Annotated in this window: 10 protein-coding genes; all 10 read right to left on the bottom strand. The window is 74.2% G+C overall.

The genetic code is table 11. The features are described from left to right. Positions 1–24: 24 nt before the first annotated feature. Positions 25–1,782 carry a BCCT family transporter gene (locus ABZ493_RS05785; protein WP_430581228.1) on the bottom strand — a complete coding sequence of 586 codons (1,758 nt, stop codon included), beginning with the start codon at positions 1,780–1,782 and terminating at the stop codon, positions 25–27. 117 nt (positions 1,783–1,899) lie between these two features. After that, positions 1,900–3,681, bottom strand: coding sequence for an ABC transporter ATP-binding protein (locus ABZ493_RS05780; protein WP_430581227.1), 1,782 nt, complete (start codon positions 3,679–3,681; stop codon positions 1,900–1,902). After that, a complete protein-coding gene (locus ABZ493_RS05775; protein WP_430581226.1) occupies positions 3,678–4,655 on the bottom strand; it encodes an ABC transporter permease in 978 nt (325 codons plus the stop codon). Before ABZ493_RS05775 ends, ABZ493_RS05780 begins: the two co-directional genes overlap by 4 nt. After that, positions 4,648–5,574 carry an ABC transporter permease gene (locus ABZ493_RS05770; protein WP_430581225.1) on the bottom strand — a complete coding sequence of 309 codons (927 nt, stop codon included), beginning with the start codon at positions 5,572–5,574 and terminating at the stop codon, positions 4,648–4,650. The genes ABZ493_RS05775 and ABZ493_RS05770 overlap by 8 nt, the downstream gene beginning before the upstream one ends. A gap of 251 nt (positions 5,575–5,825) precedes the next feature. Then, complete coding sequence (locus tag ABZ493_RS05765; protein WP_430581224.1) at positions 5,826–7,448, bottom strand: ABC transporter substrate-binding protein; 1,623 nt, start codon at positions 7,446–7,448, stop codon at positions 5,826–5,828. A 211-nt stretch (positions 7,449–7,659) separates the two neighbouring features. Further along, entirely contained in the window at positions 7,660–8,391 is a 732-nt protein-coding gene (locus ABZ493_RS05760) for an ABC transporter ATP-binding protein (RefSeq protein ID WP_430581223.1), read from the bottom strand. Continuing rightward, positions 8,388–9,335: an ABC transporter ATP-binding protein gene (locus tag ABZ493_RS05755; RefSeq protein WP_430581222.1), complete on the bottom strand. Its 948-nt coding sequence runs from the start codon at positions 9,333–9,335 to the stop codon at positions 8,388–8,390. The genes ABZ493_RS05760 and ABZ493_RS05755 overlap by 4 nt, the downstream gene beginning before the upstream one ends. A gap of 54 nt (positions 9,336–9,389) precedes the next feature. Further along, positions 9,390–12,128, bottom strand: coding sequence for an FtsX-like permease family protein (locus ABZ493_RS05750; RefSeq protein WP_430581221.1), 2,739 nt, complete (start codon positions 12,126–12,128; stop codon positions 9,390–9,392). Then, positions 12,128–15,100: an FtsX-like permease family protein gene (locus ABZ493_RS05745; protein ID WP_430581220.1), complete on the bottom strand. Its 2,973-nt coding sequence runs from the start codon at positions 15,098–15,100 to the stop codon at positions 12,128–12,130. Before ABZ493_RS05745 ends, ABZ493_RS05750 begins: the two co-directional genes overlap by 1 nt. Beyond that, positions 15,097–15,312, bottom strand: coding sequence for a hypothetical protein (locus tag ABZ493_RS05740; protein WP_430581219.1), 216 nt, complete (start codon positions 15,310–15,312; stop codon positions 15,097–15,099). The genes ABZ493_RS05745 and ABZ493_RS05740 overlap by 4 nt, the downstream gene beginning before the upstream one ends. Positions 15,313–15,322 lie beyond the last annotated feature (10 nt).

The following is a 15,322-nucleotide window of genomic DNA, read 5'->3' as shown; positions in this document are numbered from 1 at the left end:
CCCGTCAATCGGGCCGCCGCTATCTTACCCGCCCGGTCCAGGCTGCTCGTCCCCACGCGGCTCGGACGGCGTCTCGGGCGGGGTTCCGGGCGCAGTTCCGGGCGCAGTTCCCTGCGGCCCCTTGGCGTCCCGGCGGCGCGGCACGCGCAGCCGCAGCGCCCCGGGCGCAGGCGGCAGCACGTTCTCCCAGCGCCCGGCGAGGGTGCTCGCCACCTTCTGGGTGACGTGCTCCGTGAGCTCCGCCCGCGCCGCCCGCCGCTCGGCGCGCACGATCTGTCGGTGCTCGACGCTGAGCTCCTTGACGATCGACACCGCCATGCCGATGAGCACCAGCGAGAACGGCAGGGCGATGAGGATGGCGGCGGTCTGCAGCGCCGTGAGCCCGCCCGCCAGGAGCAGCGCGGCCGCGACGAGCCCCTCGAGGATCGCCCAGAACAGGCGGCTCCACAGCGGCGGGTTCGGGTCGCCTCCGTTGGCGAGCATGTCGACGACGAACGAGCCCGAGTCGGAGGACGTGACGAAGAAGATGACCACCAGCACGATGCCCGCGACGGCGAGCCACGTGCCGCTGCCGGGCAGGGTCGCGAAGAGCTGGAACATCGCCGTGTCGGTGTTCACGCCGCCCGTCGCCGGGTCCAGCATGCTCCCGGGCTCCGTCATCTCCTGGTGCAGGCCCGCTCCCCCGAACACGCTGAACCAGATCGTGGCGACGGCCATCGGCACCGCCAGCGTGCCGAGCACGAACTCCCGCACCGTGCGCCCCCGGGAGATCCGCGCGATGAAGACGCCCACGAAGGGCGCCCAGGAGATCCACCAGCCCCAGTAGAAGATCGTCCAGCTCGATTCCCACGCCAGGCCCTCGTCGCCGCGGAACGCCAGCGTGTCGAACGTCATCTGGATCACGTTCGCGAAGTAGTACCCGAACGACTGCACCCAGCTGCGCAGGATGAACAGGGTGGGACCCAGCACCAGCACGACGGCCAGCACGATTCCCGCGAGCACCATGTTCCCGTTGGACAACCACTTGATGCCCTTGGACAGGCCCGAGGCCACCGAGAACGCCGCGAGCGCGGTGATCGCCGCGATCAGCCCGAGCTCGAGCGCGGTGCTCGGCTCCACGACGTCGAGATAGCCGAGCCCGTGCGCCACCTGCAGCACGCCCAGACCGAGGGACGTCGCGACGCCGAAGACCGTGCCGATGATGGCCACCACGTCGATGACGTTGCCCAGCCAGCCCTTCACCCGGTCGCCGAGCACCGGCTCGAGCGCCCAGCGGATCGACACGGGCCGGCCCTTGCGGTGGATCGCGTACGCCAGCGCGAGACCGGCGACCACGTAGATCGCCCAGGCGTGGAAGCCCCAGTGCACGTACGTCTGGGAGATCGCCGCCTGGGCGAGGTTGGCGTCGTCGCCGGTGACGCCGGGCTTCGGGGTGACGAAGTGCGACAGCGGCTCGGACACCCCGTAGTAGACGAGCCCGATCCCCATGCCGGTGGCGAAGAGCATCGAGAACCACACGGGGAGCTTGAAGTCCGGTGCCTCGTCGTCGGGGCCCAGCACGATGTCGCCGAACCGGCTCAGGCCCATCCAGACCGCGAAGATGACGAACGCCGCCACCAGGAGCACGTAGTACCAGCCGAAGGCACCGATCACCTCGCGCTGGAGGGTGGACATCACGGCGTCCGTGGCGTCGGTGAAGAGCACCGCGACCAGCACGAACAGCAGGATGATGCCTGCTGCCGGATAGAAGACGCCGCGGGCCAGCGTCGATGCCCGTGCCATGCCCATCACCCTGACGCCGTGCCCGACCATCGGCAAACGGAAGGAACGGTGCGAAGAACGACGAGGGGCCGGCGCGCGACCTGGTCGCGCGCCGGCCCCTCGGGGACTCCTCGGGCGTCAGCCCGCGATCGCCGCACCCTCCAGCCCGGCGCCCGGGATGGCGGCGAGCAGGTCCCGCGTGTACTGCTGGCGCGGGTTGTCGAACACCTCGTCGGTGCTGGCCTGCTCGACGACGCGGCCGTTCTGCATCACGACCACCGAGTCGGCGATCTGCCGCACGACCGCGAGGTCGTGGGTGATGAACAGGTACGACAGCCCGAGCTCCTCCTGCAGGTTACCGAGCAGCTCGAGGATCTGCGCCTGGACGAGCACGTCGAGGGCGGACACCGCCTCGTCGAGCACGATGACCTCGGGGCGCAGGGCGAGCGCACGCGCGATGGCGATGCGCTGGCGCTGGCCGCCGGAGAGCTCGTTCGGGAAGCGACGCATCGCCGACTGGGGCAGCGCCACCATGTCGAGCAGCTCGCGCACCCGCTTCTCGCGCTCCTTCTTGCCGCCCACCCGGTGGAGGGCCAGGGGCTCCTCGATCGAGCGGAAGATGGAGAACGTCGGGTCGAGGGAGCCGTACGGGTTCTGGAACACCGGCTGGATCCGACGCCGGAACGCGAAGGCCTCCTTCGGCGACAGCTTCCCGATGTCCGCGCCGTCGAACTCGACGACGCCCGACGTCGGGTCGAGCAGCCCCAGCACCATGTTCGCCGCCGTGGACTTGCCGGAGCCCGACTCCCCCACCAGCGCCAGCGTGTGCCCGCGCTTGAGGGTGAAGCTCACGTCGTCGACGGCCTTGAAGTCCGTCGACGCGCCCGGCCGGCCGCCGCGGATGGTGAAGACCTTGGTGAGGTTCTTCGCCACGACGAGGTCGGGCTGCGCCTCCTTGCCGGGCCCGCGCATCGGGACCGTCGCCTCGAGGTCGGGCGCCAGCAGCTCGTCCGACTCCTCGCCCTGCTCGTGCGCCACCTGGATGCGGCGGGACGCGAGCGACGGCGCCGAGGCGACCAGGCGACGGGTGTACGGGTGCTGCGGGTTCGCGAGGATCTGCCGGGCCGGGCCCGACTCGACGACGCGGCCCTTGAACATCACCACGAGGTGCTCGGCGCGCTCCGCGGCCAGGCCCAGGTCGTGGGTGATGAACAGGACGGCGGTGCCGAGCTCCTGCGTCAGCACCTCGAGGTGGTCGAGGATCTGCCGCTGCACCGTGACGTCGAGGGCCGACGTCGGCTCGTCCGCGATGAGGAGCTTGGGCCGCGAGGCCAGCCCGATCGCGATGAGCGAGCGCTGGCGCATGCCGCCCGAGAACTCGTGCGGGAACTGACGCGCCCGCCGCTCGGCGTCCGGCAGGCCGGCCTCCCGGAGCAGGCCGGCGACGCGCTCCTTGCGCTCCTTCTTGCCCCCCTCGAAGCCGTTGGCCTTGAGGGCCTCCTCGATCTGGGTGCCGATGCGCCACACCGGGTTGAGGTTGGACATCGGGTCCTGCGGGACGAGGCCGATGTCCCGGCCGCGCATCGACTCGATCTCCGTGCGGGGCAGGCCCACGATCTCGCGGCCGTCGAACATGATGCTGCCGCCGGTCACCTTGCCGGTGCCGGGCAGCAGGTCGATGACCGCGTGCGCGGTGGTCGACTTGCCCGAGCCGGACTCGCCGACGATCGCGACCGACTGGCCCGGGTACACGGTGATGTCCGCGCCGCGGACCGCGTGCACGACGCCCTCGGAGGTGGTGAACGACACCTCGAGGTCGCGGATCTCGAGCAGGGGCTTGTCCGTCCCCGCCTCGTAGCTGCGGCCGGCGCCCTCACCGACGGGCTGGTTGCCGTTCGTCACTGGGAACTGTGTCGTCATCGCTTCCGTGCCTTCGGGTCGAGGGCGTCGCGCACGACGTCGCCCATCATGATGAAGCCGAGCACCGTGATGGCCAGGCCCGCGGCCGGGTAGAAGAGGATCTGCGGGGCCTGGCGGATCGACGCCTGCGCCTGCGAGATGTCCCCGCCCCACGACACGGTGCTGGGCGGCAGGCCGATGCCGAGGAAGCTCAGCGTCGCCTCGGCCACGATGAACGTGCCCAGCGCGACCGTGGCGTACACGATGATCGGCGCCGCCGAGTTCGGCAGCACGTGGTTCACCAGGATCCGGCCACGCCCCATGCCGAGCGAGCGGGCCGCCGTGACGAACTCGTTGTTCTTCACCGACATGACGGTGCCGCGCGTGATGCGGGCGATCGACGTCCAGCCGAACGACGCGAGCACCAGGGCCACCGTGAAGCTGGTCCGGTTGGTGGTGATCGACATGATGACGATGGCGGCCAGCACCAGCGGGATCGCGAAGAAGATGTCGGTGATGCGCGACAGGATGACGTCGAACCAGCCGCCGTAGTAGCCGGCGACGGCGCCCATGACGGTGCCGAGGATGACGACCATCGCCGTGGACATCACGCCCACGAGGACGGACGCGCGGGCGCCGTAGATGGTGCGGGCGTAGATGTCGCAGCCCTGCCGGTCGAAGCCGAACGGGTGTCCGGGCTCGGCGGGGCCGAGGGACTTCGACAGGTCGCACTCGAAGCGCGGGTGGACGTCCGTGAACCAGCCCGGGAAGGCGGCCACCGCGATGACGAGGACGATGATCGCGGCGGAGACCCAGAACATGGGCCGACGGCGCATCTCGCGCCACGCGTCCCGCCACAGGCTGGACGGTGCCCCGCCGTCCTTGACCGCGTCGACGGCGCCGAGGCCGCCCTCGTCGACCTCGGCGGCGAAGTGCTCCTGCCCGGGGCGCGGTCGCCGCCCGCCGGGCACGGTCTCGAATCGGTTCTCAGGCATAACGGATCCTCGGGTCGAGGGCGGCGTAGAGGAGGTCGACGAGCAGGTTCGCCAGGATGTAGACGATGACCAGCACGGTCGTGAGCGAGACGACGGTGACGTTCTCGCCGCGGATGATCGACTGGTAGAGCGTTCCCCCGACGCCGTTGATGTTGAAGATGCCCTCCGTCACGATCGCGCCGCCCATGAGGTTGCCGAGGTCGGCACCGAGGAACGTCACGACGGGGATGAGCGAGTTGCGCAGCACGTGGCGGCCCGTCACCTGCGAGCGGCGCAGGCCCTTGGCCCGCGCGGTGCGCACGTAGTCCGCGCTGAGGTTCTCGGCCACCGACGTGCGGGTCAGGCGCAGCACGTACGCGAAGGACGTCGCCGCGAGCACGATGGCCGGTAGCAGGAGCGTGTAGAAGTTCGGGTCCCGGCCGACCGTCACGGGGAACCAGCCGAGCTTGACGCCCATGACGAACTGCAGCACGAAGCCGATGACGAAGGTCGGCACGGAGATGACCAGCAGGCTGATCACCAGGACGGTGCCGTCGAACCAGCCGCCCTTGCGCATCCCGGCCAGGAGGCCGAAGAGGATGCCGAAGACGGCCTCGATGACCAGCGCCATGATCGCGAGCTGGAACGTGACGGGCAGCGCCTGCGCGATCACGTCCATGATGTCGCGGCCGCGGAAGTCGACGCCGAAGTCGAGCGTGAAGACGCCCTTGAGGAAGAGCAGGTACTGGACGATGAACGGCTGGTCCAGGTTGTACTGCTGACGGATCTGCTCCTGCACGGCCTCGGGGAGGCCGCGCTCCCCGCCCAGGCCGGCCACGGGGTCACCGGGCCGCAGGAACACGAGCGCATAGAGCAGGAGGGTCGCCCCTAGGAACACAGGGATCACCTGCAGGAGCCTGCGTCCGAGATACCAGAGCATGCGTGTTTTTCTCCTCGTTCGCTCCGGGGGGTTCCCCGGGCTACGGGTCGTCGTCCGGCCGTCGTCGCCCGGACAGGGGCGGGGGCGGAGCGTGCGTCGTCGGCACGCCCCGCCCCCTCTCAGAGTCGGGTGGCCGCCCGCGACGCTACAGGACGCGGGCGGCAGTCTCCGAATCGGGCGACCGGCCCAGGGTGGACAGCTCGGGTGTCCTCCCTGCCTCCCCGAGCCGGTCGCTCAGCACGGACGGTGCGTCACTCGGACTTCGTGACCTGGTAGAGCAGCGGGTCGCTGTCCCAGCCGAACACGACGTTGTCCACGTCCTCGCCGTAGCCGGCCGTGACGTTCTGGTACCAGAGCGGGATGCCAGGCATGTCCTTGAAGAGGATCGTCTGGGCCTCCTTGTAGAGCTCGATCGCCTTCTCCGGCGTGTCGGCCCCGTTGGCCTCCTTGAGCTTGGCGTCGAACTCCTTGCTCGAGTAGCCCATGTCGTTCGAGCCCGCGCCCGTGCCGTAGATCGGCCCGAGGAAGTTGCTCATGGCCGGGTAGTCGGCCTGCCAGCCGCCACGGAAGAGGCCGGTGAGCGTCTCGTTGTCACGCGCGTCGAGGAACTCGTCGAACGTCGGGAACGGCGCGAACTCGCAGTCGACGCCGAGCGTGCTGCGGATGTTGTTGCAGACGGCGTCCACCCAGGTCTGGTGGTCGGAGTCGGCGTTCGAGGCGATCGTGATCGGCTTGTCGCCCCACGCCTCGATGTCCTCGGCCTCGGCCCAGAGCTTCTTGGCCTCGTCCGGGTTGAACTTGAGCACCTCGCTGCCCGGGACGTCGTCCGACCAGCCCTTGATGACCGGCGACGTGAAGTCGGTCGCCGGCGTGCGCGAGCCGTTGTAGATCGTCTCGGTGATCTGGTCGCGGTCGATGGCCATCGAGATGGCCTGGCGCCGCAGGTGGCCGGCCTCGCCGCCGTACTCCGGCAGGTACTCCGGCACGTTGACGACCTGGATCACGGCCGAGGCCTGGTTGACGGCACGCTCGCCCAGGTCGTCCTCGAACGTGGAGAACGCCGACGACGGCACGTTGGTGACGATGTCGAGGTTGCCCGAGAGGAGGTCGTTGTACGCCGTGTCCTCCTCGGTGTAGGCGATGAGGTCGATGCCGCCGTTCTGGACCGCGCGCTCACCCTGGTAGTCCTCGTTGGGGCGCAGCGAGATCTGCTGGTTGTGCTCCCACGAGTCCAGGACGTACGGGCCGTTGCCGACCGGCGTCTCGCCGGCGGCCTCCGGGTCGTCGAAGAACGACTCGGGCAGCGGCATGAACGCGGCGTAGCCCAGGCGCGTCTGGAAGTCCGACTCCGGCTGCGTCAGCTTGACGGTGAACTCGGTGTCCGAGACGACCTTGAGGCCGGTGAGCTCCGAGTCCTTCTCGTACGAGAAGCCCTCGATGGGCTCGAAGAAGTACGAGAGGTTCTGCGCGTTCGACAGCTTGGCGCCGTAGTTCCACGCGTCGACGAAGCTCTGCGCCGTGACGGGGGTGCCGTCGCTGAACTTCCAGCCGTCCTTGATCGTGATCGTGTACGTCTGCTGGTCGTCCGTCTCGATGGACTCGGCCATCTCGTTGTGCACGGCGCCGTCGGCGTCGTAGTACACCAGGCCGGCGAAGAGGTTGTTGATGACCTTCGACCCGTAGGTCTCGTTGGTCATCGTGGGGATGAGCGGGTTCTGCGGCTCGCCGTTGCTGACGGTGACGATGCCCGTGCTGGGGCCGCTGTCACCGGTGGCCTCGGGGTCGTCGCCCGAGCCGCCGCCGCAGGCAGACAAGAGCAGGGCCGAGGCGAGGGTGAAGGCCCCGATGCCTGCAAGTCGTCGTCGAGGTGTCACGTGTCCTCCTGAGTTGAGTCGCTCACCGGCGGGGATCACCCCTCGGTGAGGTGCAGGCGCGTGTGCCCGCGCACTGCACTGTGCGCGGGTGACTCTAGTCACCGTTCAGGGCCCGCACATACCCTTCGCCCCCTTTGCACCCGGAACCGTGACCAATCCGGTATCTGGGCGCAACTTCCGGGACACGACCGGCGGCCGGGGCCGGACACCGTCATACCGTCGCCAGGCGGCCGTCGCGGACCACCAGGACGCGGTCCGCCATGGCCACCAGCTCCGGGTCGTGGGTGGCCACGACGGCGGCCACCCCGCGGGAGTGCACCAGGTCCCGCAGCAGCGCCATCACGCGCGCCGCGGTCGTGGAGTCCAGCTGCCCCGTCGGCTCGTCGGCGAGCAGCACCCGCGGGCGGGCCACCAGCGCCCGCGCCACGCCCACGCGCTGCTGCTGCCCGCCCGAGAGCTCGTACGGTCGCTGCTCCGCGTGGTCCGCGAGCCCGACCGCCTCGAGCGCCTCCGCGACCCGGGCCGCCCGCTCGGCGGCGTCGACCCGCGCCAGGCGCAGCGGCACCTCGACGTTCTCGGCCGCCGACAGCACCGGGATCAGCCCGAACGACTGGAACACGAAGCCGATCTCGGTGCGGCGCACCGCGTGCAGCTCGTCCTCGCCCAGCCCGCCCAGCTCGCGCTCGACGGCGGCCGGGCCGCCGTCGGCCGCGGGGTCGGCGCCGAGGCGCACGGTGCCCGTGGTGGGCCGGTCGAGGCCGCCGAGCAGGTGCAGCAGCGTCGACTTGCCGGACCCGGACGGGCCCACCACCACCACGAGCTCGCCGGCCCCCACCTCCACGGACACGTCCTCCAGCGCCCGCACCTCACCCGCGCCGCCGCCGTAGACGCGCGAGACGCCCTCGGCGCGCAGGACCGTCGTCGTCGCTGTCGTGCTGGTCATCGCCGCTCCCCCGATCCCCCGCGCCGGCCGTCCGGCCGGACCTCGACCCGGTCGGGCTCCAGCGCGAGCCGCACCCGGTCCCGCAGGTCCAGGGCGCTGACGAAGTCCTGCGGCAGCTGCAGGCGCCCCACGCGGTCGAGCACGGCGAACTCCTCCGCGACGTGCCGCTGCGCGCCGTCCTCGTCCACCTCGGTGCGGCGCAGCACCTCGGTGGACGTGCGCCCGTCACGGATCTGCACCGTCCGCGCGACGTGCTCGGAGACCGCCGGGTCGTGCGTGACGATCAGCGTGGTCACGCCGGTCGCGGCGTTCACGCCGCGCAGCGCCTCCAGCACCTCGACGCTCGTCGCCTCGTCCAGCTCGCCCGTCGGCTCGTCCGCCAGGAGCACGCGCGGCGAGCCTGCCACCGCGACGGCGATCGCGACGCGCTGCTGCTGCCCGCCCGACATCTGGCCCGGCAGCCGGTCGGCGACGTGCCCGACGTCGAGCAGCTCGAGCAGCTCGGTCACGCGCGCCGCGCGCGCAGCCTTGGACCCGGAGCGCGCGATCTCGAGCGGCACCCGGACGTTCTCGGCCGCCGTGAGGTACGGCAGCAGGTTCCGGCCCGTCTGCTGCCAGACGAACCCGACCGTCGACCGCTGGTAGTGCACCCGGTCGCGCCGCGTCATCGCCAGGAGGTCCGTGCCGGCGACGACGGCGGAGCCCGCCGTGGGCACGTCCATGCCGGACAGGATGTTGAGCAGCGTCGACTTGCCCGAGCCCGACGCCCCGACCAGGGCGACCAGGTCTCCGCGGTCGACGCCGAGGTCGAGCCCCTGCAGCGCCTGCACCTCGATGCCGTCCGTGGCGAAGATGCGCACCAGCCCGCGGCAGCGGATCTCGTCGGGCTCCGTCGGGGCCGCGTCGGCCGCCGGCCACCGCGCCTCGTCCTCGGTCACCACCATCTCGTCACCACCCTCGTCACCACCGTCTCGTCGTCGCCCATCAGCCGTCCTCCCTCATTCCGCCGCCTCCCGCAACCGCTCCGGGGTCGCGCCGCGACGACCCGCGACCGTCGCGAGCGCGGCCCCGACCACCACCGTCGCCACGAAGCCGACCACCCCCACCGCCACGAGCACCGGGTCGGCCGTGAGCGCGGGCTGCGGCCCGCCCCCGGTCAGCGCGGTGAGGTCCACGCGGGCGCGCAGCAAGGCCGGCACGGCGACCCCGACCAGGGTCCCGACGACGAGCGCGCCCAGGGCCCCGGGCGCCACCTCCCACGCGACGAGGCCGCGCGTCTCCGAGCGCCGGACGCCCATCGAGCGCAGCACCGCGAGCAGGCGCTCCCGGTCCGGGGCGGCCAGCACCAGGGTGAGCGCCACCGTGAGCGCGACGAGCACCCCCGCGAGCGCGACGGACACCCACGCGCCGGTCGCGATCCCCCGGGCGGCGGGCGACTCGAGCAGCTCGGCCGCGACCGTCGTGCGGTCGTCGACGGTCGCCCCCGGCAGCACGTGGGCCACCGCCCCGGCCACCCGTGCCGGGTCCGCGCCGTCGTCGAGCGCCAGGAGCGCCGTGCGCGGCTCGGTCGGCAGGTCGAGCGGCCCGGCGAGGACGCCCGCGTCGAGCACGAGCGTCGACGGCGCGTCGATCACCCCCGGAACCCGATCCGTCGCCCCCGTCACCACGACGTCGGCGCTCTCGTCCTGCAGGTCGAGGACGAGTCCCGTCTCGCCGGCCGCGACGCCCGGGACCCGCAGCGCGAGGACCGGCAGGGCGCCGTCGGCGGCCGGGCGGGCCAGCGCCGCGACGTCGGCCGGGGCCTCGGGCACCCCCGCCTGCACCGTCGCGAGCCCCGCCGCGTCCACGGCGACCACCTGCACCGCACGGGAGCTCCCGTCGGACGACCTCAGCTGGCCCGTCTCGGTCGCGCGGGCCGCGGTGGCCACCGCGGTCACGCCGTCCACCGCCCGCAGCGCCGTGACGTCCTCGGCCGCGAGCGCGGGCCCCGACACCCGCAGGTCCGCCCCGAGGTCGACGTGCGCCTGGCGGGCCACCCCCGCGTCCACCGTGGACAGCAGCACGGCCGACGAGGCGCCCACGGAGACCGCGAGCACCAGGGCGAGCGCCGGCACGACGCCGCCCGCCGGGGCGCGGGTGGCGCGCGCCGCGCCCAGGAACGGCACGAGGTCGCGCCGTCGGGAGAGCAGCCGCTCGAGGCCCCGCGCCAGCAGAGGGATCGCGCGCACCGCGACCAGGGCGGCCGCGGCCGCCACGAGGAGCGGCGTCGCCGCGACCAGGGGGTCGACCCCGCCGCCTCCCGCGCCCCCGACGACGCCGCGGCGCGCCAGGAGCACGACCGCGAGCGCCGCCACGCCCACCACCGCCAGCTCCGCCGTCCGGCGCCAGCGTCCGCCGGTGCCCGCGGCGAGGTCGCGGCGCTCGCCACGTAGCGACCGCGGCACCGTCACCGCGGCGGCCGCGACCGCGGGCGCCAGCGCCGCGCCGGCCGCCCACAGCAGCTGCGTCCCCGTCACCTCGCCCGGCCGGACGAGCAGGCCCAGCAGCACGCCGACGACGGCGGCAGGCAGGCTGACGGCCAGGCCCTCGGTCGCCGTGAGCAGCCGCAGCCGCGCTCCCGTCGCCCCGCGCGCGAGCAGCACCGCGAGCGCTGCCCGGCGGCGCTCGACGACGAGGCGCGCCGCGAGCACCACGACCGCGCCGAGCGCGCCGAGCGGCCCCACCACGAGCACCGCGAGGATCGCGTCGGTCGTGACGCGCTCGCGCATCAGCGCGTCGAGCACGTCGGAGAGCGCGGTGCGCGCCTGCAGGGTCGCCGGGTCGCCCGGCAGCACGGTCAGGGTCTCGTGCGTGAGGCCGCGCACCTGGTCGGCGAGCGTGGCGACGTCGTCGGACCTCAGGCCCTCGACGGTCACGGGGTACCACAGCTCGGTCTTCACCTCCCGGAAGGCGAGGGAGCCGATCATCGCCGGGTCGACGTAGACCGCGGCGGTCGCGATGGTGCTGCCGGACGGCGTCACGCCCAGCTGGGCCTTGCGCCCGAACGGCTGGTGGTACCAGGTGCTCGCGTCGGGGTCGACGGGCTCGGTGAGCCCGACGACGCGCAGCGGGGGAGACTTCCAGACGTCCATGGCGTACGTCCCGCCGAGCTCCCACCCCAGCGTGTCGGCGGCCTGGCGGGACAGGACCACCTGGACGGGCTCGTCGCCCTCGGGGCCGTTGAACCCCGTGACCACGGGCGTCGCGGCGGGCCACTCCCCCTCGACGAGCCGCAGGTCCTCGGTCATCCGCGCCGACGCCCGCAGCACGACCCGCGGGATCGCGATCCCGGAGCCGGGCACCTGCTCGGTCACCGTCTCCCGGGACGAGACGGCGAACGAGGGTTGGCCGAGCACGTCCCGCAGGGGGCGGGGCAGGCCGTCGCGCAGCGCCACCATGCCGTCGAGGAACTCGTCCCACCGGGGCTCCGGCGGCACGACCGGCTCGGCCTCCGGATCGGCCAGTGCGGCGTCCGCGGCCGACCGGCCGCCGCCGGGCACCACCGACGCCCGGGAGGTGACGTCGCGACGCTGGGGCGAGAGCTGCTCGGTGGCGTAGGTGACCTGCTCCGAGCGCATCTCGCCGATCGCGCGGGTGGCAGCGGTCGCGGCGCCGGCCCCGAGGACGGTCACGACCGCCAGGACGAGCGCCGTCCCCCACGCCGTGCGCAGGTGGCGACGGAGCAGCAGCCACAGCATCAGCGCACCTCCTCCCGGTAGCCGCCGTCGCGCGCCTGGGCGGTGACGACGGCCCGCACGGCGAGCGCGACGGCCGCCAGCCCCACGACGAGGACGAGGCCGGGCACCAGCGCCGCCGCGGGTGCGAACGCCGTGTCGGGCGTCGGGGCGACGGCGAACCCGGTGAGGGTGGCCGCGGCCAGGCCCGGCACGGTGGCGGCCGCCAGCACCCACCCGGCCAGGAGCCCGGCCACGAGCGCGGCGGCCGTGACGACGGCGAGCTCGGTCGCGCGGCCCGCCCCCTGGGACCGGGGCGGCAGGCCGACGGCGCGGAGCACCGCGACCTCGCCGCGCCGCTCGCGCACGCCGGCGACGCTCACGGCGCCCACCCCGACGAGGGCGAGCGCCACGGCCGCGAGCGCGGCGACCGCGAACGCCTGGCGCACGGGCCCGGCGGCGTCGGAGGCCTGGCCCCCGCTCGACGTCCTGACCTGCGCCGGCGTCGACCCGGCGGCCTTGACGGCCGCGGCGGCCAGCCGGTCGACGTCGGCGCCGGGCGCGGCCCGGACCCAGGTCTCGCGGGCGCCGGGCACGGTGGTGGCGAGGCGCAGGGACGCGGCCTGCATCGCGTCGAGCCCGACCATGGCCGCCGCCGGGTGGGACGAGCCCGGCACGACGTCCACGACGTCGACCACCTGCACGGGCATGCGCCCGCCCTCGCCCAGCGGGAGCTCCGTCGTGCCCCCGGTCGCGACGTCGAGCAGGCGCGCCAGGTCCTCGGACAGGACGACGGCGGCAGGCCGGCGGCCCGGGCCCCCCACCATGACCCGGAACGGCGAGGGCATCGCCTCGTGGTCGGCCTGGACCACGAGGCTCAGCCTCGTCCCCGGCCGCGCACCGAAGAGGGCGTTCGCCCTCGGGTCGTCGCGGGCCGGCCCCCAGTCGGCGGCGCCGACGTCCACCTGTTCCGTGCGCCCGTCGCCGGTCGTGACGTCCAGCGTGTCGACCCCGAGCCGCAGGGTGGTGAGCGCGCCGGCTGACGGCGGCAGCTGGGCGTCGAGCGCGACGACCGTCCAGGTCCCCGGGGCGCCGTCGGCGGTGGCGGGCGCGGCGGGTACGTCGGCCCGGAGCTCGAGCGAGCGCTCGTCGGGACCGATCGGGCGCGCCTCGTCGAGGCCGCCGTCCAGGTCACCGTCCAGGTCGACGTCGAGGTCCTCGACGGCGACGGGGACCAGCTGCCCGTCGGTGTCGGCGAGCCAGAGCGTGAGATCGACCGTCGAGTCCTCGAGCGCGAGCAGCGCGACCCTCTCGGGGGGCAACGCCCCGGTCATCGCCAGGAGCGTGTCCCACGAGGCGGGCTCACCGCCCGTCCCCGCCGTGCCGGCCTCCCCCGTGGCCGCCTCGTCGACGACGTAGAACTGTCCCGTGACGTGCAGCACCAGCTCGCCGGCGTCGGCCGGGAGACGGGGGTTGTCGTCGTACGGGCCGGCGCCGGCCAGTGCCGACGCGATCTCGTCGACGCCCTGCTGCCCGTGCGGCCCACGCACCACCGCCGCGATCCGGTCGGGGGGCACGCCCGTCGTGGTCAGCGGGACCCCGTCGAGGACCGCCTCGGAGGCCCGCACGGGCGCGGCGGCCTCCGCCCCCGGCAGCGCCGCGTACGTCGCGGCGGGGCCGGGCGACCCGTCCGCGGCGACGAGACGCACGTCGCTCCCCGCCGCGACGGTGGCGGCCGTCTGCCGCAGGTGCTGCCCGGTCCCGGCGTAGGCGGACGCGAGCACGACGCTCCCCGCGGCCACCACGACCAGGACGACGGGCACCGCCGTGACCGGGAGCCGCCGCGCCACCTGCCGCGCGGCGAGCACCCCGGTGCCCGGGCGGCGCGCGGCCGCCCCCGCCCACGCCCGCGACAGCGGCCCCAGCAGGGCCACCGCCACGACGGCCGCGGCCGCGAGCACGAGCGCGGGCGCCGCGGCGGCCGCCGGGTCCGTCTGCGCGCCGTCGGGCGTGGGGACGAGGGGCGACCCGTACCGGCGCAGCAGCCAGGTGGTGACCCCGGCGGCCACGACCACCAGGACCACCGTCCCCCAGGCGGCGGCCCGCCGCGTGCGACCCGACCGGTCCGCGACCCGCAGCGCCGCGGCCGCTCTGGCCTGCGTCCCGCCGACCGCCACGAGGACGAGCAGCGCACCCGCCGCCGTCGCCACGGCCGAGGGTGCCAGCGTGCCCGCGAGGGCTGCGCCGGCCGTGCCCTGGGCCGCGAGCACGGCCGCCGCCGCACCCGCGCCGACGGCCGCCCCGCCCACGACCACCAGCGCCGCCTCGGACGCCGCGGCCGCGGTCAGCTGACCCGCCGACGCGCCGCGCGAGACCAGCAGGTGGACCTCCGCCGCCCGCGTGGCCGCGAGCAGACGGGCCACCTGCGCGACGGCGACCGCGCCCGCCAGCGCGAGCACCAGCATCGGGACGAGGGCCACGGCCGACGCCGCCGCGGCGGCCGACGCCGCGGCAGCGGCGCGCTCCCCCAGGTCCCCCGTGACCGCCGCGCCGCGCACCGCCACGGCGTCGTCGGCGAGGACCGTGTCGAGGAGGGCGTCCGACGCCGCCGCGAGGACCCCGAGGTCGGCCGTGTCGGTGGCGGCGACGTCCGGCGTGAGCGTCCAGCGCACGAACGGGTCGTCGGAGTCGTCGTCGGGCACCTCCTCGCGGACCAGGTCGTAGGGCGCCGGCGCGAACAGCGCGTCGACGTCGCTGCGCAGCGCCGCGTCCTGCGCCGCGGCGTCGGCCTCCGCGGCGAGCCGGGTGGTCACCGCGACCGTGGCGGGGGCGCCCCCGAGGGTGAGCCCGTCGTGGACGACGTCCGTCTCGGCCGCGTGGACCGCCCCGACCGCCGTCCCGAGGGCCGCCGCGACGGTGGCGACCAGCAGCGCGACGAGGACCAGCAACCCGCGCCGGGCACCCGAGCGGCTCGCCAGCAGCCGGGCGCGGGTCACGGGCGGCGCTCCCGCTTCTCGTTGCCACGCCGATAGTTGCCCGTCGCGCGGGCCAGCAGCTCCTGGTCGGTCTCGGGGTCACGGCCGAGCAGCGCGACGAGGCGGGCGGCGCGTGCCCCGGCGACGGTGACGACCGGACGTCCGCCGCGGCTCACCAGCACCGTGCCGTCCTTGGTGACCCGGTGGTCGAACGGGTCGTCCTCGAGTCCCACGACGTCTCCC

Origin of the sequence: Isoptericola sp. NPDC019482 (assembly GCF_040632295.1) — a bacterium.
Taxonomy (GTDB): domain Bacteria; phylum Actinomycetota; class Actinomycetes; order Actinomycetales; family Cellulomonadaceae; genus Isoptericola.
This window is presented reverse-complemented; position numbering and strand designations above follow the sequence as displayed.

Excerpts from the sequence above, each read along its gene's own strand:
- ABZ493_RS05775 (WP_430581226.1), bottom strand. The coding sequence starts at position 4,655 with ATGCCTGAGAACCGATTCGAGACCGTGCCCGGCGGGCGGCGACCGCGC.
- ABZ493_RS05755 (WP_430581222.1), bottom strand. The coding sequence starts at position 9,335 with ATGGTGGTGACCGAGGACGAGGCGCGGTGGCCGGCGGCCGACGCGGCC.
- ABZ493_RS05760 (WP_430581223.1), bottom strand. The coding sequence starts at position 8,391 with ATGACCAGCACGACAGCGACGACGACGGTCCTGCGCGCCGAGGGCGTC.
- ABZ493_RS05770 (WP_430581225.1), bottom strand. The coding sequence starts at position 5,574 with ATGCTCTGGTATCTCGGACGCAGGCTCCTGCAGGTGATCCCTGTGTTC.
- ABZ493_RS05785 (WP_430581228.1), bottom strand. The coding sequence starts at position 1,782 with ATGGCACGGGCATCGACGCTGGCCCGCGGCGTCTTCTATCCGGCAGCA.
- ABZ493_RS05750 (WP_430581221.1), bottom strand. The coding sequence starts at position 12,128 with ATGCTGTGGCTGCTGCTCCGTCGCCACCTGCGCACGGCGTGGGGGACG.
- ABZ493_RS05780 (WP_430581227.1), bottom strand. The coding sequence starts at position 3,681 with ATGACGACACAGTTCCCAGTGACGAACGGCAACCAGCCCGTCGGTGAG.